Raw genomic sequence first — 25,851 nt, 5'->3', positions numbered from 1 at the left:
GTAAACTTACAAAAAGTCGGAAAATCCAACTATTTTTGAGTCATACAAAATGTATTTATGCGTTATTTTTTTCTATTAGTATCAGTAGTTGCATTTGGGCAGCAAATTCAGAAAGTTGATTTTACCAAAATGAATGCTCAATTGAGTTTATATCCTTCAGAAAAATTAGTTTCTGGAAGTATTCAATATGATTTTGATGTCAAGCAAACTATTGATACCATTAAAATTGATGCTAAAAACATGGAAATTACAGACGTAAGTATAAACGGCGTTGTGGTTCCATTTAAAAATACGGGTAAAACTCTTAATCTTTTCCAAGGATATAAAGTTGGAAAAAACGCATTAACTTTTTTGTATTCAGCAAAGCCAAAACAAACTTTGTATTTTGTAGGTTGGGATTCTGCTAATGGAGTGCAACAAATATGGACACAAGGACAAGGAAAATATACATCACATTGGTTACCAAGTTTTGATGATGTAAATGAAAAAGTAATTTTTAATCTTTCTATTGCTTTTAATCCTTTTTATCAGGTTGTTTCAAACGGGAAGTTGATTAATGTGAATATGAATGAAAAAGGTAGTGCTAAAGTCTGGAAATACGAGATGCAAAAACCTATGTCATCGTATTTGGTTATGTTGTCCATAGGACAATTTGATTATAAAATATTGTATTCTTCAACAAATGTACCTTTGGTATTATATTATAAACCTGAAGACGCTTCTAAATTTGAACCAACTTACAAATACTCAAAACAAATTTTTGACTTTTTAGAAAAAGAAACAGGTTATAAATATCCATGGGAAGTTTATAAGCAGATTCCTGTTCACGATTTTTTATATGCTGGAATGGAAAACACAACAGCAACATTATTTTCGCAGGATTTTGTAGTTGATGAAATTGGTTTTAACGATCAAAATTATATCAATGTTAACGCTCATGAATTAGCACATCATTGGTTTGGTGATTTGATTACAGCTAAAGAAGGTAAACATCATTGGTTGCAAGAAGGTTTTGCAACATATTATGCTTTATTGGCAGAAAAACAGTTGTTTGGAGATAATCATTTTCAATATGAATTATTAAAAAATGCTGAAGAAATTAAAAAAGCATCAAAATATGATACCATTCCAATTTTAAATGAAAAAGCAAGTTCACTTACATTTTACAAAAAAGGAGCTTGGGCATTGCATTATTTAAGAGAATCTATTGGTGCTAAAAACTTTCAAAAAGTTGTAAAAAACTATCTCAATAAATATCAATTTAAAACTGTTGATTCTAATAATTTCTTAGCTGAAATTAGAAAAGTTTCATCAAAATTTGATACAGAAAAATTCAAAAAAGAATGGTTAGAGGCTAAGACTTTTGATGCCCAAAAAGCTATTGCAATGATGAGTAAAAATCAAGTGATGAAGAAGTATTTTGAATTACAGAAAATGCAAAACCAATCATTTGAAAGCAAAAGAAGTATTTTTTTAACTATTTTAAAATCAAATCAATATTACATTTTATCTCAAGAAATTATTTATCAATTAATTGATGTGCCTTTTGAACAGAAAAAGGAATTGTTACAGTTAGCATTTAACTCCAATAATTTAAAAATTCGTCAAGCAATAGCAGAATCGACAAAACAAATTCCAGTTGAACTTAAAACTCAATATGAAAGTTTGTTAAAAGACAATTCATATGTTACCAAAGAAATTGTTTTCCAGCAATTGTGCAATGAATTTCCTGAAGAACGAGCTAAATATTTATCGGCAACAGAAAATATAATTGGCAATAATGATAAGAGCTTTAGAACGATTTGGTTGTTACATGCTTGTTTAGATAAAAATTTTAAACCAGAAGAAAAGCCAAAATTTTATGATGAGTTGCTAAATTATGCATCAACACAATATGATGCAACTGTTAGAAAGAATGCTTTAGAAGTTTTATTACAAATTAATCCTATGGACGAAAAGGTTTTATCATCATTAGTTAATGCAACTACTCATCATAAATGGCAGTTTGTAGCTTTTGCAAAAAATACCATTCGCGGAATGCTTAAAAAGGAAAAATTTAAAAATGGCTTTACAGATTTATTACCTAAACTAAATGAAAGAGAACAGAATTTTTTGAAAAGCGAGATAAAATAAAAAACTCCTCAATTGAGGAGTTTTTTATTTAGATAAGTTGAGATACCTCCTTCTTTAAATAAGCTAATGCAATTGTGGTAGGTGATTCATTTTCTAGTAAATCACTTAAAATAACTTCTCGAAGTTTATCGGCACTTGTAATTTCACCACTCATGTTGGTCTTGCGGATAGTTTGAATGATAGTATTTTTTGCAGTTAAAATGATTTTCCAACACTCATCAGAAACATAAATTTGTTGCGCTAAGTTGTGTTCAAATTCCTGTTCAATGTTTTCTATAATAAATGTCTCATAATGTTTTTTATCTGATGAAAAAGGAGCAACTCTAATGAGTAATTTCGATGGGTGAATTCTTTCTAAAAAAATTGCCATTCTTTCATAGGCTTGTAATTTTAATGGAAGTGCGTCTTTTTGGGTGTTTTTCAATAATAAATATTTTCTTCTTTTTTCTTCATTGTTAAAATGTGTTTGAAAAAGATAATAAGAAACAGCTCCAGTAATTATTGAAGGAAGGGTATAAGCAAGTATTTCAATTATTTTATTTGTCTCCATTATGATGATTTCTTTGGTGCAAAAATATAATTTTTAACAAATAAAATAGATTAATTTTTTTCTTTCTTTGTAGAAATAACACCAATTTATTTATAATCGACTATGAAAAAAACTATCTTATTTGTTCTGTTACTTTTTTCAATTACTAACTTATTTTCTCAACAAAATTTTATTCTACATTTAAAAAATACTACAAATAATGAACCTATTCAAAGCGCAACCATAACAGTTAAAAATTCAGGTTTTGGAACAGTTTCTAACGATGAAGGAACTTTTCAAATTGTAGCTTCAAGCAATTCTGATATTTTGATTTCACATTTAGAGTTTAAAACAACTACTATTTCTTTAGATAAAATAGATTCTAAAACAAATACTATTTTATTAGAACCTAATACAATAGAACTAGAGGATATAATTGTAACAAAAGAGCCAATAAATGAATTGTTGTATAAGGCAGTCGAAACTTCAAAGTCAAGATTTAATAAGCCTATTGTTTTGAATACCTACTATCGTGAATTTGTAAAAGTAAATGATAAATATACTCGATTTACAGATGGATTGGTAGATTACCATATGATTAAATCAAAAGCAGATTTAATAGTTAATCAAAGTAGAGCTGCCAGACTGATTAGTGAAGATGATCAAACACTTGATGTTGCTTCAGGATTAGATGTAAGATCAGCTACTACAAAACAATATACTTTTAGTGCTCTTGAAAAAATACTTTTTGACGGAAAAAAATATGAAGATTATGATTTTGAGTTAAAATCAAGAGTTGAAAAGTCAGGAAATGAAGTTTATATTATCAATTTTAAACCAAAAGAAGAATTAAAAAAGTATCTGTATAAAGGTACGGTGGTTTTTAACCCAGAAAATTATCTAATTACAGATGTAGAAATTAATTCTGATCAATCAAAATTAGAATATTCTAAAACTATTAATATACTCATTGTTAAAGCTGCTATGCTTGATCTTAAAGTTAAGTCAACTTATAAAGTAACTAATGGAGGCAATTATCTATTAGCTTTTAGTTCAAGAAGAGGAAAAATTAAAATTTGGAACAAAAGAAAATATAATGACGTAATCGAATTTAAAAGTGATTTAGTGGTAACTGACTTTAAAAAGGAAGACTTTGTGTACAACAAGAAAGATGTCTATAATGAGAGATCACTTTACGAAAGGGGAAATAAATATTCAGATAAATTTTGGAAAAAAAATAATTCGATGGTCCTAACAGATGAAGAAGCTGAGATTATTAAAAAGCTTGAATTAGAAAGTAAATCTGTAAATTAAAAACAAAGACATTCTTTTTAGAATGTCTTTTTTATAGTTCATATTTATAGTTATTTTTGCAAACAAAGGAAGTCTTCAAAATGCAAAAATATATAAGTCAACTTAATGAAGCACAGCAAGCACCAGTCCTACAAAAAGATGGACCAATGATTGTTATTGCTGGAGCAGGTTCAGGTAAAACAAGGGTATTAACAGTTCGTATCGCCAACTTGATGAATCAAGGAGTCGACGCGTTTAATATTTTAGCATTAACGTTTACTAACAAGGCAGCACGCGAAATGAAAAAGCGTATTGCAGATATTGTTGGAAACAATGAAGCTAAAAACCTCTGGATGGGAACCTTTCATTCGGTTTTTGCTAAAATTTTACGTATCGAATCAGAAAAATTAGGTTATCCTTCCAATTTTACTATTTATGATTCTCAGGATTCTGTTCGCTTGATTGGGCAGATTATTAAAGAAATGCAATTAGATAAAGATGTTTATAAACCAAAACAGGTTTTAAGCCGTATTTCTCAATATAAAAACAGTTTGATTACTGTTAAAGCCTACTTCAATAATCCTGAATTGCAAGAGGCTGACGCCATGAGTAAAAAACCTCGTTTAGGTGAAATTTATCAAAACTATGTGGAGCGTTGTTTCAAATCTGGTGCTATGGATTTTGATGACTTATTATTGAAAACCAATGAACTACTAACACGTTTTCCAGATGTGTTAATGAAGTATCAAGATCGTTTTAGATATATTTTGGTTGATGAGTATCAAGATACAAATCACTCTCAATATTTGATTGTTCGAGCACTTTCGGATAGATTTCAGAACATTTGTGTAGTTGGAGATGATGCGCAAAGTATTTATGCATTCCGTGGAGCAAACATTAATAATATTTTAAACTTTCAAAAGGATTATGAAGGTGTAAAAATGTACCGATTGGAACAAAATTATCGCTCCTCTAAAAATATTGTTGAAGCTGCTAATAATGTCATTGACAATAATAAAACGAAACTCGATAAAGTTGTTTGGACGGCTAATGATGACGGACCAAAAATTAAGGTACATCGTAGTTTGACAGATGGTGAAGAAGGACGTTTTGTAGCATCAACAATTTTTGAAGAAAAGATGCAAAAGCAAATGCACAACGGTCAGTTTGCTATTTTATATCGTACCAATGCACAATCACGTGCGATGGAAGATGCGTTGCGTAAAAGAGATATTCCATACAGAATATATGGAGGCTTATCGTTTTATCAACGCAAGGAAATAAAAGATGTTTTGTGCTATTTGCGTTTAGTCATAAATCCTAAAGATGAGGAAGCCTTAGTTAGGGTTATAAATTATCCAGCACGTGGAATAGGGGATACTACGGTTGAGAAACTAACTGTTGCTGCAAATCACTACAAACGTTCCATTTTTGAAGTGATGGAAAATATTGATAAGATTGATTTAAAACTGAATTCAGGAACCAAACAAAAGTTGCAGGATTTTGTAACGATGATTAAGAGTTTCCAAATTATCAATGAAAATCAAGATGCTTTTTTCTTGACTGATCATGTAACTAAAAAAACAGGTTTGATTCAAGAATTAAAAAAAGATGGAACTCCCGAAGGTATTGCCCGTATTGAAAATATTGAAGAATTACTAAATGGTATAAAAGATTTCATTGAAGGTCAAAAAGAAATCGATGGGGCTCGTGGTGCTTTATCTGAGTTTTTAGAAGATGTGGCTCTTGCAACCGATTTAGATAATGACACTGGTGATGATGACCGAGTAGCTTTAATGACCATTCACTTAGCAAAAGGATTAGAATTCCCTACGGTTTTTATTGTAGGAATGGAAGAAGATTTATTTCCCAGTGCGATGAGTATGAATACTCGAAGTGAACTCGAAGAAGAACGTCGTTTGTTTTATGTAGCACTAACACGTGCTGAGCATCAAGCATATCTGACATATGCGCAATCGCGTTATCGTTGGGGAAAATTGGTGGATAGTGAACCATCACGTTTTGTTGAAGAAATTAATGGAAAGTATTTAGAATATTTAACTCCAGTCGAAACAAATTACCGTTACAAGCCAAGTTTTGACGCTGATATTTTTGGTGATGTAGATAAGTCAAAATTACGCTCGAGTAAACCTGTTTCAGGTACTCCACCTAAGTATATTACAAACAACGAACCTAAGCCAAATTTAAATATCCGAAAGTTAAAGCCTGTTGGAAATACATCGTCAGGAAACACTAATTTATTTGATAACAAGTTAGTTCCTGGCAATATAGTTATGCACGAACGTTTTGGAAAAGGTGAAGTATTAAACCTTGAAGGAGCTGGCGCCGATAAAAAAGCAGAAATTAGATTTGAAGTAGGAGGAATCAAGAAATTATTGCTTCGTTTTGCGAAGCTTGATGTGATTGGATAAAAATATATTGTAAAAAGTAAGAAAAAGCCTTAACTTTATTACTTCATTGCTTATAGCTAAATAGAATGGCTCAATTCATCAAAATATATCCTGAAAATCCTAATGAAAAGGAAATTGCAAAAGTGATTAAAGTCCTTAAAGATGGAGGTTTAATAATTTATCCTACAGATACTGTTTATGGTTTAGGATGCGATATTACCAACACTAAAGCTTTAGAGAGAATCGCAAAAATTAAAGGAGTTAAGCTAGAAAAAGCCAATTTTTCTTTTGTTTGTAGTGACTTAAGTCATATTTCAGATTATATAAAACAAATTGACACTTCGACTTTTAAGATTCTAAAACGAGCTTTACCTGGTCCTTACACCTTTATTTTGCCAGGAAATAATAGTTTACCAAAAGAATTTAAAAAGAAAACCACTGTAGGTATTCGTGTGCCTGACAATGAAATAGCTTTGGAAATCGTTCGCAAATTAGGAAATCCAATTGTGTCAACTTCTATTCATGATGAAGATGAAGTAATTGAATATACCACTGACCCTGAATTAATATTTGAAAAATGGCAAAATTTAGTTGATGTAGTTATTGATGGAGGTTATGGTGATAATGAAGCCTCGACAATAATTGACTTATCAGAAGGGGAACCCATTGTAATTCGTGAAGGCAAAGGAAGTCTGGATATCTTATAATATTTTGATAACGATAAATAAAAAAGCCTTGAAATTTCAAGGCTTTTTTTATGTTCAAGAAGTAATGATTACTTACTCATATTTTTCATTTCCTTCTCAATCATATCATAGAACTGATCGATTTTAGGCATGATAATAATGCGAGTTCTTCTGTTTTTTGCTCTATTTTCAGGAGTATCATTATCATTTAAAGGAATATAGAAACTTCTTCCAGCTGGAATTAATTGTTTAGGGCTTACACCTAAGTCATTCTGTAATACACGTACAATAGATGTTGATCTCTTAACTGACAAATCCCAGTTGTCTAAAAGTACAGCATTTTTAATAGGCACATTATCTGTGTGACCTTCAATCATACATTCAAAGTCTGGTTTACTGTTGATTACTTTTGCCACTTTACCTAAAACTCCTTTTGCTCTGTCACTAACATCATAACTTCCAGATTTGAAAAGTAGATTATCTGCAATCGAAATCATTACAACACCTTTTTCTACATTAATGTTGATATCTGGATCGTCAATACCAACTTCTCTTTTTAAACTTGTAACAAGTGCAAGGGTTACAGAGTCTTTTTTAGTTAAAGCATCTTGTAATCTTGAAATTTTTAAATCTTTTTCTCTTAAACTTTCTAACGATTTTTCAAGGTTTTGAGCACCTTTAGTAGTTAAAACCGTCATTTCTTTAGAGCTGTTTATTAAATCAGAATTGTTCTTTTTTAAGTTTTCATTTTCGCTTTGCAATGCAGCTAAAGAAGCACTTAAACCTGATTTTTCTTCTAAACAAGAATTTAATTTAACAGTACAAGTGTTTAATAAGTCTTGAGTTTCTTTGTTTTTTGCTTCTAATTCAGCAAATTTTTTCTTCGATACACAAGACGTTGCCGTAAGGGCTAAGGCTGATAATACTAAAATTGATTTTCTCATATTTTGATTTTTGATTTTTTATAAGTCTGCAAATATTTTGCCATTCTTAACAAAATAACGGTATACGACCGAGTTTATTTTGTAATATTTTTCTTTTTGAAATAAAGATCTCTTTTTCAGAAACTTAGGTAAGTAAAGATAAAAATAAAAATGTGATTGTAGAACTGCAAAAAAGTGTTTTGGTTTCCCTTGCATTAAAAATCGGGTACCTGCAATACCGTCAAAAATCATTCTGATCAATATAATCGGTATTAATTTCCCCGAAGGAAGATTTTTTAGTATCATCCATAGTGAATTTCTAAAATTTAGAAATGTTTTTTTAGGATTTCCGGTATCTAAAGTAGCTCCACCCACATGATAAACCGTAGATTTTCCACAATATTTTATGAAATGATTATTATTAAAAGCTCTCCAACATAAATCTATTTCTTCCTGATGTGCAAAAAAATCTGGGTCAAAACCATTTAGGCTTCTAAAAACATCTTTTCTGATAAAAAAACAAGCTCCTGATGCCCAAAAAATAGGAATTGTATCATTGTATTGTCCGTTATCTTTTTCTAAAGTATCAAAAACTCGACCTCTACAAAACGGAAAAGCATATTTGTCTATAAAACCACCACCAGCTCCTGCATATTCAAAGCATTCTTTGTTTTTAAAATCAAGAATTTTTGGTTGAATGATGGCAGTTTCAGATTCAGTTTCAAATAATGAAATTATTGGTCCTAACCAGTTTTCGGTAACTTCAATATCTGAATTTACCAATGCATAAATTTCTTCCTCAACAAATTGTAAAGCCTCATTGTATCCTTTGGCAAAGCCAAAATTACCTTTGTTCTGAATTATTTTTATTTGTGGAAAATGATTTTTAACATAATCAACAGAAGTGTCTGAAGAAGCGTTGTCAGCGACGTAAATTGTTGCTTGTGGGGAATATTTTATTACAGAAGGTAAAAATTGTTCAAGTAATTTTACACCATTCCAGTTTAGGATGACTACAGCGACTTTCAAGACAGATATTTATTTGTTTATTGGGTAATCAGGTAATTCTTTAAGAAAATTATATTTTTCATTTTCGAAATCCATCTGACAAAAATAATGATTCAAACCATTTGTCACCATCAAATATTGAGCATTTAACACTAAATTATAACGTGCAATTTGATCAAAAGTTTGTTGTGTAATTTGGACTTCAGGAGCTTTACATTCAATTAATAAAAATATTTCTCCATTTGGTTGAAATACAACAATATCATATCGTTTATTTAAATCATTTATTTTAATTAATTTTTCGACGTTAATATATGATTTTGAATACTTTTTTTCTTCCAATAAAAAACGAACAACATTTTGGCGAACCCATTCTTCGGGGGTGAGAATCATAAATTTTTTACGTATCTCATCAAAAATGGCTACTTTATTTTCGTTATTTTTGAACCGGAACGAATAGGATGGAAAATTAAGTTGTTGCATTTAGCAAAGCTATCATCAAATAAACAAATTATCAAACTTTGGACGAAGTAATTAAAATAATCAAAGACATACAAGCCGGAAATATAAAGCCTATTTATTTTTTGATGGGTGAAGAGCCTTATTATATTGATAAACTTTCAGAATATATTGAGCAAAATATTTTACAGGAACATGAGAGAGATTTTAATCAAACTGTGCTTTATGGCCGTGATGTTTCGATAGAAGATGTTGTTGGTAATGCAAAGCGTTATCCCATGATGGCTGATAGGCAAGTGGTTATTGTAAAAGAAGCTCAAGAGTTATCAAGAACGATTGACAAGTTAGAAGCTTATGCCGAGAACCCTCAGGATACAACTGTTTTAGTGATTTGTTATAAGTATAAAACTTTAGATAAACGAAAAAAAGTGACTAAAGTTTTAGAAAAAAACGGAGTAGTTTTTGAAAGTAAAAAATTATATGAAAATCAAGTAGGAGATTGGTTAAAGAGGGTTTTGCAAGGTAAGAAACTCAATATTGAGCCTAAAGCTGTTCAAATGTTTGTCGATTTTCTTGGAAATGATTTAAGCCGAATTGCTAACGAAATTGATAAGTTGGCAATTATTTTAAAGTCAGGTGATGTGATAACGCCAGCAATTATTGAAGAGAATATTGGACTAAGTAAAGACTTTAATCCATTTGAATTAAGGAAAGCCATTGGTGAGAAAGATCAATATAAATCGTATTTGATTGCTAATCATTTTGCTGCTAATCCAAAAGACAATCCTATTGTTTTAACCATTGGTTTGGTGTTTAGTTTCTTTTCACAATTATTACAGTATCACGGATTAAAAGATAAAAATCCTAAAAATGTAGCTTCGGTATTAAAAGTGAACCCATTTTTTGTGAAGGATTATGAGTTGGCAGCCAGAAACTATCCAATGAAAAAGGTAAGTGGTATTGTTGCTACTTTAAAAGATATTGATTTAAAAAGTAAAGGGGTAGGAGGTAATTCGTTACCACAATCAGATTTATTAAAGGAAATGTTAGCAAAAATTTTTAATTAGAATTTTATATATCATGAACCCAACAATTAAAAACATTTTAGTAGTTATTGCAGGACTATTCATAGGAAGCGTTGTTAATATGTTAATTATTATTGGAGGAACTTCAATTTTAGGGTTGCCTGAAGGGATTGAATCTAATAGTGTTGAAAGCATTAAAAATGGGATTCATCTTTTTGAGCCAAAACATTTTTTAACACCTTTCTTAGCACATGTCATAGGAACTTTGACTGGTGCTTTTATAGCTACAAAATATGGAGTATCTAAGAAAATGGTTTTGGCAATGATTGTTGGTGGTCTATTTTTATTGGGAGGTATTTCTAATTCTTTTTCAATACCTGCGCCTATATGGTTTAATCTTTTAGATTTAGTTGTTGCTTACATTCCTATGACTTATTTGGGTTATAAATTAGGCACTAAAGAAAATTAGAATCGTAATAAGTTTCTAATTAAATTTTAAAATCACGATATTTGCCCTCTAAATTAACCTATAAATAAAATTGTAATGAGCGTAGGAATGAATAAAAATACTGTATTAGGCTGGGCTACTCTAATTATGATACTAATGGGATTATTATTAATTGGATTAGGAGTTTACCGTTATGCTGATGTAGCTGGTTGGGGATTTGCAGCAGTAGGTATTGGATTTTTAGCTAATGCTTGGGTATTTAACGCTTTAAAAGGAAGGGTGTAAGTTCCTTTTAAAGCGCTTTATATTGTTTCATTATTTCTAATGGTTCTATTGAAATGTAATTATCCCATATTTTAGGATTATATTGTTTTAAATTTATATAACTAAATTCTTTCTCTTTTAGACCATCAAATATGTTTTGAGTTATTTCTGTTTTTGAGATTGATAATAATTCTGTTTTAGAAATTAAATTTCCTTCAATTTTCAAATCAAAATCTAAAACATCTTTTTCTCCTTTAATTAATTCAACAAACTTTACTGGTCTATTTAAATAGAAATATTGACCGTTTTCTTCTAAAACATATTGAAGTTCGTATGTTTTTTTATCAGCTGCTTTTTTGAATAATAAAGTCCCGTTGCTAATGTTTTCTTGGACTTTAATACCAAGTAACATTTTTAAATTTAAGCCTTCAACTATTTTACCTTCCGCTAAAGAGTAATTACATTTTACAACGGCATAATCTGACTCAGAGATGTATAATTTTCCAGTATATTTCGCTTTACTTTTTTTAGGTGTAAAACCTAAAATATAAACTAAATCATTAGTTTCATCATCATACAATTTACCATTGTAACTATACTCATATATCTCAGGATTGTACACAAAATCAAACTTTGATTTTTCTGAAAATTTTTGTTCAAAAAGGAAAGTGTTTATTTTTGATTTTGTATTTACTAGATTTGAGTTTTTTGCATCTTCTTTCTTTGAATCATTTTTAAAACTAATTGTATCTTTTGATCCAAACCAACCGCTTTTTACTCTATAAAACTTAGTGGAATCCAAATGTTTTAATAAAATAGAAAGTCCTTTTTTTTGAAAATCTTCCATCGAAGTTGAAGAACCATCTCCTTTTATACTAGTTGCTTTTATGACATTAATTTTAGAATCAATTTTAGTATTATTTGACTGATAGTACTCTAAAAGTAGATCGTCATATTTTTTTGATGGATTTGATTTTAGCTTATTGCAAAACAAATTAATTTCACTATCAACCTCTTTCAATTGTTTTTTTGAAAAACCAGTCGATTTATTAATATCAATATTTATTTGTGAAGGATTGAAATGGATTCCTTCTCTTATAAAAAAGGTATTTTTTGTAGTATTATCAATGGAAGCATAATTGCCTTGCAAGCGTTTTTTTACTTCTAGCATTATTGCGCTAGGATTTGGTTTAGCATTATTAATAGCTACTTCGTTAAGTTGATAAACAACTTCATTCAGTTTTATGATTAAATTTTGCTCTTTTATTTCTTTAATAGATATTTTTTGAGTTTGATAACCTAAGAAGCTTATCGTTATACTATTTTCATCTATATTTTGCTGTTCAGATAAATTGAAAACACCTTCGTCATTTGAAATTAAATCTATAGTATTACTCAATTTAATATTTACATAGGGTAATGGTAAGCTATTTTTTGAATCAATAATTTTGATTGAGATGCTTTGTGCAGAAGTAGATAAACCTATAAAGAGTAGAAAGAATATAAATTTGATTTTTACCATTTTTTAGTTTTATTCAAATGTATGGTAAAACTTACAGAAATTGATTTTCAAAGAATTTTTTTCTAGGAAAGATGTGCAGAAATAAAAGCTATTTGCATAATTAAAGTTCATTAAATCTTTATATTTGCATAAATTTTTTATAAATAAAGAATAATAATTTTTGAAATATGTCAGACGATAAGAAAGTAATATTTTCCATGTCGAGAGTAAGTAAAACGTACTCTTCAACAAACAAACAAGTTTTAAAAGATATTTATTTGAGTTTTTTCTATGGTGCCAAAATTGGTATTTTAGGTTTGAATGGTTCGGGTAAATCATCATTGTTAAAGATCATAGCTGGTGTTGATAAAAACTATCAAGGTGATGTGGTTTTTGCTCCAGGTTATACAGTTGGCTATTTAGAGCAAGAGCCTCAACTTGACGAAAATAAAACAGTTATCGAAATTGTGCGTGAAGGTGCTGCTGAAGCAGTTAAATTATTAGAGGAGTTTAATAAAATTAATGACGATTTTGGTCTTCCAGAAGTGTATGAAGATGCAGACAAAATGCAAAAACTAATGGATCGTCAAGCCGAATTACAAGACAAAATTGATGCTTGTGGCGCTTGGGAATTAGATACAAAATTAGAAATTGCAATGGATGCTTTACGTTGTCCAGATGCTGATACACCTATTAAAGTGTTGTCTGGAGGAGAGCGTCGTCGTGTAGCTTTATGTCGTTTATTATTACAAGAACCAGATGTATTATTATTAGATGAGCCTACCAACCACTTAGATGCTGAGTCGGTTCATTGGTTAGAACACCACTTACAACAATACAAAGGAACTATTATTGCAGTAACGCACGACCGTTATTTCTTAGATAACGTTGCTGGATGGATTTTAGAATTGGATAGAGGAGAAGGTATTCCTTGGAAAGGAAATTATTCTTCTTGGTTAGATCAAAAATCTAAACGAATGGAGTTGGAAGAAAAAGTTGCTTCCAAAAGAAGAAAAACATTAGAAAGAGAGTTGGATTGGGTTCGTCAAGGTGCAAAAGGCCGTCAAACGAAGCAAAAAGCTCGTTTACAAAATTACGACCGATTGTTAAATGAGGATCAAAAAGAACTAGACGAAAAATTAGAATTATATATTCCTAACGGACCGCGTTTGGGAACTAACGTAATTAATGCAAATCATGTTGCGAAAGCATTTGGGGACAAATTATTGTACGATGATTTGAATTTTACATTACCACAAGCTGGAATTGTTGGAATTATAGGTCCAAATGGTGCTGGTAAAACAACCATTTTCAAAATGATTATGAAAGAATTACAGCCAGATAGCGGGGAATTTACTATTGGAGAAACGGTTAAGATTGCTTATGTAGATCAAACACATTCTAATATTGATCCTGAAAAATCAATCTGGGAAAACTTCTGTGATGGTCAGGAATTAATTATGATGGGCGGTCGTCAGGTAAACTCAAGAGCATATTTATCTCGTTTTAATTTTGGAGGAAGTGATCAAAATAAAAAGGTAAATACTCTTTCAGGAGGTGAACGTAACCGTTTACACTTAGCAATGACTTTACGTGAGGAAGGAAACGTATTGTTACTGGATGAGCCTACGAATGATTTAGATATCAACACACTTCGTGCACTTGAAGAAGGTTTAGAGAACTTTGCAGGTTGTGCAGTAGTAATTTCTCACGACCGTTGGTTCTTAGATAGAATTTGTACTCATATACTTGCTTTTGAAGGAGACTCACAAGTTTATTTCTTTGAAGGTGGTTTTTCTGATTATGAAGAAAATCGTAAGAAACGCCTAGGTGACGTTGCACCAACAAAACTTAAGTACAAAAAATTAGTTAGATAATTAATAAAAAAGGCTCAGTTTACTGAGCCTTTTTTATTAAAGATTATTTTTCCGCCATTCGTTGCATAGAGAGTACTTTGAAAACGGAACGTCTGTTAAGTTGATGTGCTGCTTCAGAACAATCCACACCATCTTTACAATCATTAACTAAGTTGTACTCACCAAATCCTTCGTGCTTTTTAATTCTATTAGGATTAATCCCTCTAGAAACTAAATACTCGTAAGTGGAATTAGCTCTTCTAATTCCAAGTGCCTCATTATATCTAAAACTACCTCTACTATCTGTGTGGGAATCAATTTCAATCTCCATACTAGGATAAGTTATAAGCATCATATCAGCAATTTTATCAAGCTCAACCGCTGCATCTTTTCTGATATTCTGCTTATCAAAATCAAAATAGATATTATCAATATTTACATCAGCCAAGATATCAACATCTTGTATAGGATCAAGTTCGAAATCAACAATGATTTCGTTTTTACCTTTTGAATTTCTTGAATCAGCAATTTTAGAAGGCTCTGCCTGATATTTCATATGAGAAGCTTCTATGGTATACGTTGTTTCTCTATCAATATTCATGCTATATTTTCCTTTGTCATCAGTTACTAAATCCGCAATTTGGATTCCATCTTTGTCTTTAATAACAATTTTAGCATCTTTAATGGGTTGTTTATTTATTGCATCTGTAACCGTTCCTTTTACAGAGAAAAGAGGAATTCTATCAAATCCATAAATATCATCATCACCCATACCGCCTTCACGGTTTGAAGCAATGTAGCCAGTATCGCCTGCATCATTTAAGAAAAATGAAAAGTCATCCATAGGTGAGTTAACAGGCATACCTAGATTAATGATTTCTTGAATTTTTCCATCATCATCTAATACAGTTGTAAAAATATCCAACTGACCCAAACCTTGTAAACCATCTGATGAGAAAAATAAATTTCCATCATTGTGAACAAATGGGAACAGCTCATTTCCCTCGGTGTTAATTTTATCCCCTAAATTTTCAGGTTTTCCATAAGAATCTCCGTTTACTGCTACTTTGTAAATGTCAGATTTCCCTTTTCCTCCAGGCATATCTGAAGCGAAATAAAGTGTTTTTCCGTCAGATGATAAACTTGGATGCCCTACAGAATAATTATTATTATTAAATGGAAGTTCTTTGATATCTGTCCATTTGTTGTCTTTATCCAATGTAGCTCTGTAAATTTTTAGATTATTGGTTCCATTGGCGTCTTTTCCTTTTTTACTGCCTAAATAATTATTTCTAGTAAAGAACATCGTTTTACCGTCTTTTGAAACGGTAACCTGACCTTCATGAAATTTAGTATTTACATCACCCTCAACTTTATCAGCTTCAGAAAAACTATCTCCATTATGTTTTAGTTGATATAAATCAAGGAAAGGTTGCTGATTCCAAGTGTAAGTTCTTTTTATTCCAACACCTTTATCTCGGCTTGATGCAAAAGTTACAACTCCATTTTTTTCATAAGCTCCAAAATCACTAAGCTCTGAATTAAAAGGAACAGGTTTCGAAAAATACTGTTGTTTCACTTGATAAATATTAGAGATGAAATTTTCATCTTCCATTATTTTCTGAATGCGTGAATCTACAACACCAGTTTCTTTGTATTTGTTTAACCAAACTGCAGATTCGTCATATTTTTTCAATGCTCTCAATGATAATGCATAGTTTAAGTAATATTCAGGATCAATATTTGGCTGCATAACCACATCTTTGTAATATAATGAAGCATTTTCTGGATCACGTAGCATCATATAACTGTCAGCTAATCTTCGCTTTGCATAATTAGCATTGTAGTTATTGTCAAGCATTTCTTTGTATGTTTCGATTGCCTTTACAAATGAAAAACTGTTATACAAAGCATCGGCCTTTTTTTGTTTGCCATATTGCGCCATGACAGTAGAAACATTTCCACAAATCAAAACTGAAAGAATGATATATTTCAGTAAATTTTTCATAATTCAATCGTTTTAAGTTAGAAATAACGAGGAGATTTATATTTTGACTTATCAAATTTGAAATCAAACATTAACATGATTTCGTGAGTTCCATCAGTGTATGGTCTGATATCAGATGTAGGATAATCATAGGCATACCCAAGTCTGAACTGTTTTGTAATTTGAAAGTCTATCAATGCACCAACAGAATCATCAAATCTATAAGAACCTCCTATCCACATTCTTTCAAAAAAGAAGAATGATAAAGTCGCATCGTAAGAAGTTGGTGTCCCTTTAGAAATTTTAACTAAACCTGTTGGTCTCATTTTAACGCTTTCACCTAAATCAAATACATAACCCGCAATTCCGTAGTAATGTCTCTGCTCCAGAGCTACATAATTACCGTTTTTGTTATAATCATTTTGAACAAGCTTAGGAGATGATAGCCCCACATACCATTTAGGTTGATGCAGATAAAGACCTACACCTCCATTAAAAGTCCATCGGTTTAGTTTGTCTCTAAAGTATGGGTCATTATAAACCTCAGGATCATTAAATAAACGTTCATCAATAGAATAATTACTAAAACCTCCTTTTACCCCAAAAGCTAATTTGGTTTGTTCAGAAAGGTTTACGGTATATGATAAATCAGCGTATAAATAGCTAAAGTTTTCATAGCCTAATTTATCATTTATAAACGATAGACCTACACCAATTTTTTCATTTCTTAAAGGTGTATGTATAGATACAGTTTGTGTTTCAGGACCATTTTCGATCCCTACCCATTGACTTCTATGTAGCCCTACAATTGTTAAAGCTTCCCTGCTGCCAGCATATCCCGGATTTACCGAAATGGTGTTATACATATATTGTGTAAATTGTGGCATTTGTTGAGCATAACTTGTAAACATACTTAGAACTATTACGGCTGATATAAATAAATTTTTCATGATGTTTAATTTTTAGTTCCTAAATAGATATAACCGGTAAATATATCAAGACCACTATCTACAATGTCTACAATGTAGTAGTAAGTACCTGCTGGCAAATTGCTTGATGAAATTGCACTTCGAGCTTTTCCATCCCAGTCATTTTTGTAATTAGGATTTTCATAAACCAAAGCACCCCATCTATTGAAAATTTTTACATTAAATTTAAATCCACATTCTTCTGTTCCTCCAATGAAGAAATAATCATTGTATCCATCATTGTTTGGAGTTACAACTTTTGATATTGATATGTCATTAAGAGAACACGGTAATACTATACAGTCGTCTTTGATAGTCAGAATTACTTCTATTATTCTAGGACAAGTTCCTGTAGATAAGGTATATCTGTATTTGTAAACACCTGCAATAATTCCCATTGGATCTAAAATACTTCCTGTTAAACCACCTGAATTGTTAACGTCAACCCAAGTGCCTGAATGATCTATTGTTGGATCTAAATAGCTGAATAGATCTATAGGTCCCCCATCAGTACAAATAGGATCTTGAACAAAAATATTTTCAAAAGGTTTGTCTATAGTCACGGTAATTGTTCTAATTACTTCAGTTTGATTACCACAATCATCTGTTGCAATCCATTGTTGATTTAATATATATCCATAATCAGTTACATTAACAGGTGTATTATTGTCTGGTGAAGCAACTACAGTTACTCCTGAACAATTATCTTGAAATTGTGGTTCTGATGTTGGAATGTTTGAACAAGATGCACTAACTTCTGTTTCAAATTCTTGACTTACAATAGGGTCTAAATTATCCAGTACGGTGATTGTTTGCAATTGTGGAGCTGTTTGATTACCACAGTTGTCTACCAATGTCCAAGTTCTGGTAATAACATGAGAACCCTGACATTGCCCATCCGCTACTGAGTCTGTATAAGTGGCTTGTAATCCAGTAGAGCAATTATCAGCTTCGTTGGTTACATCACCAGTAATTCCCACAGAAGCATCGTAATTACATTGTGCATCGGCATAGATTGTTATGTTTGCTGGTGCAGTAAATGTAGGCGCGATGTTATCCAGTACAGTGATTGTTTGTACTTGCGTAGTAGCTTCATTACCACATTTGTCTACCAATGTCCAAGTTCTGGTAATAACATGAGAACCCTGACATTGCCCATCCGCTACTGAGTCTGTATAAGTGGCTTGTAATCCAGTAGAGCAATTATCAGCTTCGTTGGTTACATCACCAGTAATTCCCACAGAAGCATCGTAGTTACATTGTGCATCGGCATAGATTGTTATGTTTACTGGTGCAGTAAATGTAGGCGCGATGTTATCCAGTACAATGATTGTTTGTACTTGCGTAGTAGCTTGGTTACCACAGTTGTCTACTAAAGTCCAAGTTCTGGTAATAACATGAGAACCTTGACAAGCGCCATCGGTTACTGAGTCAGTGTATGTTGCTTGTAATCCAGTTGAACAATTATCAGCTTCGTTAGTCACATCACCAGTAATTCCAACAGAAGCATCATAGTTACATTGTGCATCGGCATAGATTGTCGCATTGGCAGGTACAGTGAATGTAGGTGCGATATTGTCCAGTACAGTGATTGTTTGTACTTGCGGAGCGGCTTGATTACCGCAGTTGTCTACTAAAGTCCAAGTTCTGGTAATGATGTGAGAACCTTGACATTGACCATCAGCTACTGAATCAGTGTATGTTGCTTGTAATCCAGTTGAACAATTATCAGCTTCGTTAGTCACATCACCAGTAATTCCAACAGAAGCATCGTAATTACATTGTGTATCGGCATAGATTGTTGCATTGGCAGGTGCAGTGAATGTAGGCGCAATGTTGTCCAGTACAGTAATTGTTTGTACTTGCGGAGCGGCTTGGTTACCGCAATTGTCTACTAAAGTCCAAGTTCTGGTAATAACATGAGAACCTTGACATTGCCCATCAGCTACTGAGTCAGTATAAGTGGCTTGTAATCCAGTTGAGCAATTATCGGCTTCATTGGTTACATCACCAGTAATTCCCACAGAAGCATCGTAGTTACATTGCGCATCGGCGTATATATTTACGTTTGCTGGTGCAGTGAATGTAGGCGCGATGTTGTCCAGTACAGTAATTGTTTGTACTTGCGGAACGGCTTGATTACCGCAATTGTCTACTAAAGTCCAAGTTCTAGTAATGATGTGAGAACCTTGACATTGACCATCAGCTACTGAATCAGTGTATGTTGCTTGTAATCCAGTAGAACAATTATCGGCTTCATTGGTTACATCACCAGTAATTCCCACAGAAGCATCGTAGTTACATTGTGCATCGGCATAGATTGTTATGTTTGCTGGTGCAGTAAATGTAGGCGCGATGTTATCCAGTACAGTGATTGTTTGTACTTGCGTAGTAGCTTCATTACCACATTTGTCTACCAATGTCCAAGTTCTGGTAATAACATGAGAACCCTGACATTGCCCATCCGCTACTGAGTCTGTATAAGTGGCTTGTAATCCAGTAGAGCAATTATCAGCTTCGTTGGTTACATCACCAGTAATTCCCACAGAAGCATCGTAGTTACATTGTGCATCGGCATAGATTGTTATGTTTACTGGTGCAGTAAATGTAGGCGCGATGTTATCCAGTACAATGATTGTTTGTACTTGCGTAGTAGCTTGGTTACCACAGTTGTCTACTAAAGTCCAAGTTCTGGTAATAACATGAGAACCTTGACAAGCGCCATCGGTTACTGAGTCAGTGTATGTTGCTTGTAATCCAGTTGAACAATTATCAGCTTCGTTAGTCACATCACCAGTAATTCCAACAGAAGCATCATAGTTACATTGTGCATCGGCATAGATTGTCGCATTGGCAGGTACAGTGAATGTAGGTGCGATATTGTCCAGTACAGTGATTGTTTGTACTTGCGGAGCGGCTTGATTACCGCAGTTGTCTACTAAAGTCCAAGTTCTGGTAATGATGTGAGAACCTTGACATTGACCATCAGCTACTGAATCAGTGTATGTTGCTTGTAATCCAGTTGAACAATTATCAGCTTCGTTAGTCACATCACCAGTAATTCCAACAGAAGCATCGTAATTACATTGTGTATCGGCATAGATTGTTGCATTGGCAGGTGCAGTGAATGTAGGCGCAATGTTGTCCAGTACAGTAATTGTTTGTACTTGCGGAGCGGCTTGGTTACCGCAATTGTCTACTAAAGTCCAAGTTCTGGTAATAACATGAGAACCTTGACATTGCCCATCAGCTACTGAGTCAGTATAAGTGGCTTGTAATCCAGTTGAGCAATTATCGGCTTCATTGGTTACATCACCAGTAATTCCCACAGAAGCATCGTAGTTACATTGCGCATCGGCGTATATATTTACGTTTGCTGGTGCAGTGAATGTAGGTGGAGTATTATCGTTTACTTTAATGTTTTGAACACAAGTTGTGAATGGAACTCCATCATATAGAAGGGTGTAAGTTCTATTAAAATCAGCACCATCTCCATCACCACAAATAATAGTATCTCCACTATCACTACTAGTTATTGTTGCAACTTTTCCACAAGATTGAAATGTAAATACATCTGAAGGATTTGTAAAAGCGGGCGGAATTGAACAACTATTAGCAACTAGAGGACTTAAATTACAAGTTGCAGCTGGAACGCAGCAAGAACCAATATTTATAATTTGAGTATTTGTACTTATGGTAGGTGAAGAATTACTATCAGTAACTTGTAACGTTACTGAATATGCTCCAGCACCTCCTAGGTTGGAAAAGTCAAGTGTAAGAGGAGAACCTGAAAAAGGTGAGCCAGGTACAGGATTTCCATTTTTTGTAATTATCCAGCTATAACTATATGGGGTTACGCCTCCACTTGTTGTAGAAGTAAAAACAAATGTTTGAGCTAAATTATTAGGAGGACATGAACCAACAGCTGTAAAGTTTACACTCAAAGGAGTGATTACAACAAAATTAGTATCAATATTGTATTTATAACAATGAGGGCCTACATCACAGTTTCCTACATTACAAACATTGTTAGCAGCTGAATTTCCCCAGCCAATAAAAATATTTCTTAAAGAAAGTGTTGTTCCACATGTCCAACTGATAGGATTACCTATAAGAGGAATGTATAAATAATAAGTTCCAGAATTAAAAGTATTACAACTTTCAAAATCAATATGATCGTCATATACACCGTTTATAAATACATCAGCATCTATTTGTATACCATATCTTGTAGTTGCGTTTTGATCAAGAGTGACTTTTAAATAGCCATTAATAATATCTCCGCTATTACAAGCTGTTGGAAGAGGGAGGTAACCTCCATTCCCATCGGATGTCGCAGAAACCAATTCAACTTTCTGTATACTAATATCATTAGAAGAACAGTTGTTACAGTTATAAGGATTTTGCGAAAAGACAATGGTTGTGCATAATAGCACAAAAGACAGGAAGAGATTTTGCTTGCGGTTTGGTGTCGTTTGCAAAATAGTAGAATTTTCCATAAACATCGCGTTTTAGTTAAAAAATGAGATAACGAGTCGGTTATAGCTAAAGATTAGTTATAACTGAACAAAGCAATAATAAAACTATAATGGATTTTGGGTAAAAAGTAAATTGTAAATTCTGCGAAGTGGTATTATGAATTTACTATTTATGGAAACTTGTTATTGGTATTTTTAGTTACCTTTAACAATGCTAAATTATCACTTTAAATAAAAAAGTGTTCACTGGTTTTCCTTTTTTCGATAAAATCACAATAATTATCCATGAAGTAACTGTTTTTTTATAAAAAAAGGATTAATCAATTTTTTAAGCATTTAATTTATAATTGTTTGAGGTTAGGATATGAAGTCATTAATTTTAGTTAGACATGCAAAATCTAGTTGGGATTTTGGTGTCATAGATAAACAAAGACCATTAGAAGAAAAAGGAATTTCAGCTATTAAAAAAGTTGCTGAAAAAGTTGCTAGTATTTTACCAGAAAATTTACTATTTTGGTGTAGTACTGCATTGAGAGCATCACAAACTTCTAAGATTTTTTGTGAGACGCTTAGCATTGATGCATCAAAAATTAATTTTATTGATAAGCTGTATACGTTTGATGAGAGTCAATTAGAATCAGAAATTAAAAAATGTGATGATGTAATTGAAAATTTAATTCTTTTTGGACATAACGAGGCTATTACAAATTTTGTCAATAAATTTGGAAATAAATACATAGAGAATGTTCCTACAGCTGGCTTTGTATATTTACAATTCGAGCAAAGTAGTTGGAAAAATATTAACGGAGGAAAAATAATTAAAACAGTTTTTCCTAAAGAAATTTAATGAATGCCATTGATAGTAAACCGATATATAGATAGAGAAAAGAGCTGGTTAGCATTTAATTTTAGGGTATTACAAGAAGCCGCAGATGAAAGAGTTCCATTGTTGGATAGAATGAGGTTTTTGGGTATTTTTTCAAATAATTTAGATGAGTTTTTTAGAGTAAGGTATGCAGCAATCCGTCGTTTAAATATGACTGGACAAACAAATGAAGATATACTTGGAGGAATTTCATCTCAAAAACTCTTAAAAGATATTACAGAAACGGTAATTGATCAGCAATCTGAAAGTTTACGTATATTAAGTATCATTGAAAAAGAATTAGAAAAAGAAGGTATCTACATAATTAATGAAACTGAAGTCAATAAAGAACAGCAGATGTTTTTGAAGGACTTTTTTAATCAAAAAGTAAGCCCAGAACTTGTAACTATTATCTTAAATGATCTTGATGAATTTCCGTTACTTAAAGACACATCTGGATATTTAGCAATTAAATTAGTAATGAGTCCTACTGAAAACTCTTCTATTTTAGAGAAGATGAAAGTAAAAAAGGATATTCGTTACGCTGTTATAGAAATTCCGAAAACAATTAATCGATTTGTTGTTTTGCCATCAAGTAATGATAAGCAGTATATTATTTTACTTGATGATGTTATTAGATATAATTTACATAAGATCTTTAATATTTTCGATTATGAGAGTATCTCAGCTCATATGATCAAAATTACAAGAGATGCTCAGTTGGATTTAGATAGTGATTTAAATAAGAGTTTTATTGAAAAAATTTCATCCAGTGTAAAGGATAGGAGAATTGGAGAACCTGTTCGTTTTGTTTACGATCAAACAATTGATAAGGATACACTTAAATTTTTCCTCCGAAAGATGGGGATTGATTCAAAAGATAGTATTATTCCTGGAGGTCGTTACCACAATAGAAGGGATTATATGGATTTCCCTAATTTAGGAAGATATGATTTGCTTTACAAAGTAAATACACCACTTCCTGTTGAAGACTTACATTTGGACGGGAGTATCCTTAAAATGATTGATAAAAGAGATTATCTCATTAATGCTCCTTACCAATCATTTTCATATATAATTAAGTTTTTGCGTGAAGCTGCGCTTGATCCACGAGTTACAGCAATTAAAATCACACTGTATCGTTTAGCAAAAAATTCTCAAATTGTTAGTTCATTGATTAATGCAGCTAAAAATGGGAAAAAAGTAACAGTTCAAATAGAACTTCAAGCTCGTTTTGATGAAGCTAGTAATATATCGTATGCCGAAATGATGCAGACTGAAGGTATTGAACTCATTTTTGGTGTAAAAGGATTAAAAGTTCATAGTAAAATATGCTTAATTGAACGAATAAACGAAGAAGGAAAATTACGTCGCTACGGATTTATTTCTACAGGAAATTTCAATGAATCAACTGCAAAAGTTTATACCGATGTAACTTTGTTAACTGCACATCAGCAAATTTTAAAGGAAGCAGCAAAGGTTTTTGAATTTTTCCAAATTAATTACAGATTACATAGATACAAGCATTTAATTATATCTCCGCACTATACACGTAGTCGTTTTTATAAACTAATTGATCGTGAAATTTTAAATGCTAGCCTTGGTAAACCAGCTTATATAAAGCTAAAAATGAATAGTTTGTCTGATTATAAAATGATTGATAAATTATACGATGCGAGTAGAGCGGGGGTAAAAATACAGCTCATAATAAGAGGAATTTGTTCGTTAATTCCAGGAGTAAAAGGAATGAGCGAAAATATAGAAGCAATTTCGATTGTAGATGCCTATTTAGAACATTCAAGAGTTTATATTTTCTGTAATAATGAAAATCCTGATATTTATATTTCTTCGGCAGATTTTATGACAAGAAACCTAGATAGTAGAGTAGAAGTTACCTGTCCTATTTATGATGAAAATATTAGAAAGGAATTGCTTGAAACATTTGAAATAGGTTGGAAAGCAAACGTAAAAGCACGTTATCATTCAGAAAAACTTGATAATAAATATAGAGTACGTGGTGATAATCCAATTTTTAGAGCACAACACGAAATGTACAAATACTATCAAAACAAAATTGAAGTAATTACTGAAAAACTGTAAGTTTTATACTGATTAATGATTTTATGATTACAATTAAAAAATATGCCGCAATCGATATTGGATCAAATGCCATGCGTTTGCTAATTACTAATGTTGTTGAACAAGAAGGAAAAGAAACACAGTTTAATAAAAGTGCTTTATTTAGAGTGCCCATTCGTTTAGGTCAAGATGCTTTTACTGTTGGAGAAATCACAGAAGAGAATATTGATCGAATGATTGATGCTATGAAAGCTTTCAAACTACTAATGAAAGTATATAAAGTAGAGCGTTATATGGCGTGCGCAACTTCTGCAATGCGAGAAGCTTATAATGGTAAAGAAGTAACTGAAATAATCAAGAAAAAAGCGGATGTTAAAATTGATATAATCGATGGAAAAAAAGAAGCAGCAATTATAGCCGCTTCAGATTTACATCACTTCATACGAACAGATGCAACTTATTTGTATGTTGATGTGGGTGGTGGTAGCACTGAGTTTTCCTTGTTTTCAGAAGGGAAAATGATTGCTTCAAAATCTTTTAAAAATGGTACCGTTCGTTTGCTGAACGATATGGTAAACGATGTGGTTTGGCAAGAAATAGAAAAGTGGATAAAAGCCAATACTGAAGATTATGAAAATATTACCTTGATAGGTTCAGGAGGAAACATTAACAAGATATTTAAATTGTCTGGAAAAATGCAAGACAAACCCTTGTCATACATTTATCTAAATTCTCAATATCAATACCTAAATTCATTAACTTACGAACAACGAATTGCCGAATTAGGTTTAAATACAGACCGTGCCGATGTTATTATTCATGCACTACGTATTTATTTGAATGCTATGAAGTGGAGTAGAGCAAATAAAATATTTGTTCCTAAAATTGGACTTTCAGATGGTATCGTAAAAGCAATGTATCAAGGTAAAATATAGTTT

General features: G+C 31.9%; 19 protein-coding genes. 11 read left to right on the top strand and 8 right to left on the bottom strand.

The window, feature by feature from the left end; all coding sequences use genetic code 11:
* The first annotated feature begins 57 nt into the window (after nucleotides 1–57).
* A complete protein-coding gene (locus tag LJY17_RS04365; RefSeq protein WP_264542632.1) occupies nucleotides 58–2,133 on the top strand; it encodes a M1 family metallopeptidase in 2,076 nt (691 codons plus the stop codon).
* A 28-nt stretch (nucleotides 2,134–2,161) separates the two neighbouring features.
* Here LJY17_RS04365 and LJY17_RS04360 read toward each other — a convergent pair whose 3' ends face one another.
* On the bottom strand, nucleotides 2,162–2,683 hold the full coding sequence (locus LJY17_RS04360) for a hypothetical protein (RefSeq protein WP_264542631.1): 522 nt from the start codon (nucleotides 2,681–2,683) through the stop codon (nucleotides 2,162–2,164).
* A gap of 102 nt (nucleotides 2,684–2,785) precedes the next feature.
* Between LJY17_RS04360 and LJY17_RS04355 the strand changes: the two genes are divergently transcribed.
* The 3 genes from LJY17_RS04355 to LJY17_RS04345 all read left to right on the top strand — a co-directional run bounded on the left by LJY17_RS04355 (nucleotide 2,786) and on the right by LJY17_RS04345 (nucleotide 7,073).
* On the top strand, nucleotides 2,786–3,976 hold the full coding sequence (locus LJY17_RS04355; protein WP_264542630.1) for a carboxypeptidase-like regulatory domain-containing protein: 1,191 nt from the start codon (nucleotides 2,786–2,788) through the stop codon (nucleotides 3,974–3,976).
* Between the two features lie 80 nt (nucleotides 3,977–4,056).
* Entirely contained in the window at nucleotides 4,057–6,387 is a 2,331-nt protein-coding gene (locus LJY17_RS04350; protein WP_264542629.1) for an ATP-dependent helicase, read from the top strand.
* A gap of 65 nt (nucleotides 6,388–6,452) precedes the next feature.
* Nucleotides 6,453–7,073, top strand: a complete 621-nt coding sequence (locus tag LJY17_RS04345; protein WP_264542628.1) for an L-threonylcarbamoyladenylate synthase — start codon at nucleotides 6,453–6,455, stop codon at nucleotides 7,071–7,073.
* Between the two features lie 68 nt (nucleotides 7,074–7,141).
* On the opposite strand, the gene LJY17_RS04340 is transcribed toward LJY17_RS04345, so the two are convergent.
* The 3 genes from LJY17_RS04340 to LJY17_RS04330 are packed head-to-tail and all read right to left on the bottom strand — an operon-like array spanning nucleotide 7,142 to nucleotide 9,466.
* Nucleotides 7,142–7,996 carry an OmpA/MotB family protein gene (locus LJY17_RS04340; RefSeq protein ID WP_264542627.1) on the bottom strand — a complete coding sequence of 285 codons (855 nt, stop codon included), beginning with the start codon at nucleotides 7,994–7,996 and terminating at the stop codon, nucleotides 7,142–7,144.
* An 18-nt stretch (nucleotides 7,997–8,014) separates the two neighbouring features.
* On the bottom strand, nucleotides 8,015–9,004 hold the full coding sequence (locus tag LJY17_RS04335; RefSeq protein WP_264542626.1) for a glycosyltransferase family 2 protein: 990 nt from the start codon (nucleotides 9,002–9,004) through the stop codon (nucleotides 8,015–8,017).
* A gap of 9 nt (nucleotides 9,005–9,013) precedes the next feature.
* Nucleotides 9,014–9,466 (bottom strand): type I restriction enzyme HsdR N-terminal domain-containing protein, encoded by a 453-nt coding sequence (locus LJY17_RS04330; protein WP_264542625.1) that lies wholly within the window; start codon nucleotides 9,464–9,466, stop codon nucleotides 9,014–9,016.
* A 38-nt stretch (nucleotides 9,467–9,504) separates the two neighbouring features.
* On the opposite strand from LJY17_RS04330, the gene holA reads away from it, so the two are divergent.
* From holA to LJY17_RS04315, 3 genes are all read left to right on the top strand, one after another.
* Nucleotides 9,505–10,509 (top strand): DNA polymerase III subunit delta, encoded by a 1,005-nt coding sequence (gene holA, locus LJY17_RS04325; RefSeq protein ID WP_264542624.1) that lies wholly within the window; start codon nucleotides 9,505–9,507, stop codon nucleotides 10,507–10,509.
* Between the two features lie 13 nt (nucleotides 10,510–10,522).
* On the top strand, nucleotides 10,523–10,936 hold the full coding sequence (locus LJY17_RS04320) for a hypothetical protein (protein ID WP_264542623.1): 414 nt from the start codon (nucleotides 10,523–10,525) through the stop codon (nucleotides 10,934–10,936).
* Nucleotides 10,937–11,023: 87 nt separating this feature from the next.
* Complete coding sequence (locus LJY17_RS04315) at nucleotides 11,024–11,200, top strand: CAL67264 family membrane protein (protein WP_264544878.1); 177 nt, start codon at nucleotides 11,024–11,026, stop codon at nucleotides 11,198–11,200.
* A 7-nt stretch (nucleotides 11,201–11,207) separates the two neighbouring features.
* Here the strand turns inward: LJY17_RS04315 and LJY17_RS04310 are convergent, their stop codons facing one another.
* Nucleotides 11,208–12,701, bottom strand: a complete 1,494-nt coding sequence (locus LJY17_RS04310; protein WP_264542622.1) for a carboxypeptidase-like regulatory domain-containing protein — start codon at nucleotides 12,699–12,701, stop codon at nucleotides 11,208–11,210.
* Between the two features lie 167 nt (nucleotides 12,702–12,868).
* On the opposite strand from LJY17_RS04310, the gene ettA reads away from it, so the two are divergent.
* Nucleotides 12,869–14,557 carry an energy-dependent translational throttle protein EttA gene (ettA, locus tag LJY17_RS04305; protein ID WP_264542621.1) on the top strand — a complete coding sequence of 563 codons (1,689 nt, stop codon included), beginning with the start codon at nucleotides 12,869–12,871 and terminating at the stop codon, nucleotides 14,555–14,557.
* A 43-nt stretch (nucleotides 14,558–14,600) separates the two neighbouring features.
* Here ettA and LJY17_RS04300 read toward each other — a convergent pair whose 3' ends face one another.
* From LJY17_RS04300 to LJY17_RS04290, 3 genes are read right to left on the bottom strand one after another with little or no spacing between them, the layout of a single operon-like run.
* Nucleotides 14,601–16,544 carry an OmpA family protein gene (locus LJY17_RS04300; protein WP_264542620.1) on the bottom strand — a complete coding sequence of 648 codons (1,944 nt, stop codon included), beginning with the start codon at nucleotides 16,542–16,544 and terminating at the stop codon, nucleotides 14,601–14,603.
* A 17-nt stretch (nucleotides 16,545–16,561) separates the two neighbouring features.
* Entirely contained in the window at nucleotides 16,562–17,473 is a 912-nt protein-coding gene (locus tag LJY17_RS04295; protein ID WP_264542619.1) for a PorP/SprF family type IX secretion system membrane protein, read from the bottom strand.
* A 5-nt stretch (nucleotides 17,474–17,478) separates the two neighbouring features.
* On the bottom strand, nucleotides 17,479–21,990 hold the full coding sequence (locus LJY17_RS04290) for a gliding motility-associated C-terminal domain-containing protein (protein WP_264542618.1): 4,512 nt from the start codon (nucleotides 21,988–21,990) through the stop codon (nucleotides 17,479–17,481).
* A 343-nt stretch (nucleotides 21,991–22,333) separates the two neighbouring features.
* Here LJY17_RS04290 and LJY17_RS04285 point away from each other — a divergent pair, with 343 nt between their 5' ends.
* From LJY17_RS04285 to LJY17_RS04275, 3 genes are read left to right on the top strand one after another with little or no spacing between them, the layout of a single operon-like run.
* Entirely contained in the window at nucleotides 22,334–22,816 is a 483-nt protein-coding gene (locus LJY17_RS04285; RefSeq protein WP_264542617.1) for a SixA phosphatase family protein, read from the top strand.
* A gap of 3 nt (nucleotides 22,817–22,819) precedes the next feature.
* Nucleotides 22,820–24,934, top strand: coding sequence for a polyphosphate kinase 1 (gene ppk1, locus LJY17_RS04280; protein ID WP_264542616.1), 2,115 nt, complete (start codon nucleotides 22,820–22,822; stop codon nucleotides 24,932–24,934).
* Between the two features lie 23 nt (nucleotides 24,935–24,957).
* Nucleotides 24,958–25,848 carry a Ppx/GppA phosphatase family protein gene (locus LJY17_RS04275; protein ID WP_264542615.1) on the top strand — a complete coding sequence of 297 codons (891 nt, stop codon included), beginning with the start codon at nucleotides 24,958–24,960 and terminating at the stop codon, nucleotides 25,846–25,848.
* The last annotated feature ends 3 nt before the right edge of the window (nucleotides 25,849–25,851 follow it).

This window comes from Flavobacterium hankyongi, from assembly GCF_036840915.1.
In the GTDB taxonomy this organism is placed as follows: domain Bacteria; phylum Bacteroidota; class Bacteroidia; order Flavobacteriales; family Flavobacteriaceae; genus Flavobacterium; species Flavobacterium hankyongi.
This window is presented reverse-complemented; position numbering and strand designations above follow the sequence as displayed.

Coding starts and splice junctions, on each gene's coding strand:
- LJY17_RS04315 (WP_264544878.1), top strand. CDS start 11,024: ATGAATAAAAATACTGTATTAGGCTGGGCTACTCTAATTATGATACTA.
- LJY17_RS04350 (WP_264542629.1), top strand. CDS start 4,057: ATGCAAAAATATATAAGTCAACTTAATGAAGCACAGCAAGCACCAGTC.
- LJY17_RS04330 (WP_264542625.1), bottom strand. CDS start 9,466: ATGCAACAACTTAATTTTCCATCCTATTCGTTCCGGTTCAAAAATAAC.
- LJY17_RS04290 (WP_264542618.1), bottom strand. CDS start 21,990: ATGGAAAATTCTACTATTTTGCAAACGACACCAAACCGCAAGCAAAAT.
- LJY17_RS04310 (WP_264542622.1), bottom strand. CDS start 12,701: ATGGTAAAAATCAAATTTATATTCTTTCTACTCTTTATAGGTTTATCT.
- LJY17_RS04320 (WP_264542623.1), top strand. CDS start 10,523: ATGAACCCAACAATTAAAAACATTTTAGTAGTTATTGCAGGACTATTC.
- LJY17_RS04345 (WP_264542628.1), top strand. CDS start 6,453: ATGGCTCAATTCATCAAAATATATCCTGAAAATCCTAATGAAAAGGAA.
- LJY17_RS04365 (WP_264542632.1), top strand. CDS start 58: ATGCGTTATTTTTTTCTATTAGTATCAGTAGTTGCATTTGGGCAGCAA.
- LJY17_RS04285 (WP_264542617.1), top strand. CDS start 22,334: ATGAAGTCATTAATTTTAGTTAGACATGCAAAATCTAGTTGGGATTTT.
- LJY17_RS04360 (WP_264542631.1), bottom strand. CDS start 2,683: ATGGAGACAAATAAAATAATTGAAATACTTGCTTATACCCTTCCTTCA.
- LJY17_RS04300 (WP_264542620.1), bottom strand. CDS start 16,544: ATGAAAAATTTACTGAAATATATCATTCTTTCAGTTTTGATTTGTGGA.
- LJY17_RS04295 (WP_264542619.1), bottom strand. CDS start 17,473: ATGAAAAATTTATTTATATCAGCCGTAATAGTTCTAAGTATGTTTACA.
- LJY17_RS04275 (WP_264542615.1), top strand. CDS start 24,958: ATGATTACAATTAAAAAATATGCCGCAATCGATATTGGATCAAATGCC.
- ettA (WP_264542621.1), top strand. CDS start 12,869: ATGTCAGACGATAAGAAAGTAATATTTTCCATGTCGAGAGTAAGTAAA.
- LJY17_RS04340 (WP_264542627.1), bottom strand. CDS start 7,996: ATGAGAAAATCAATTTTAGTATTATCAGCCTTAGCCCTTACGGCAACG.
- LJY17_RS04355 (WP_264542630.1), top strand. CDS start 2,786: ATGAAAAAAACTATCTTATTTGTTCTGTTACTTTTTTCAATTACTAAC.
- ppk1 (WP_264542616.1), top strand. CDS start 22,820: ATGCCATTGATAGTAAACCGATATATAGATAGAGAAAAGAGCTGGTTA.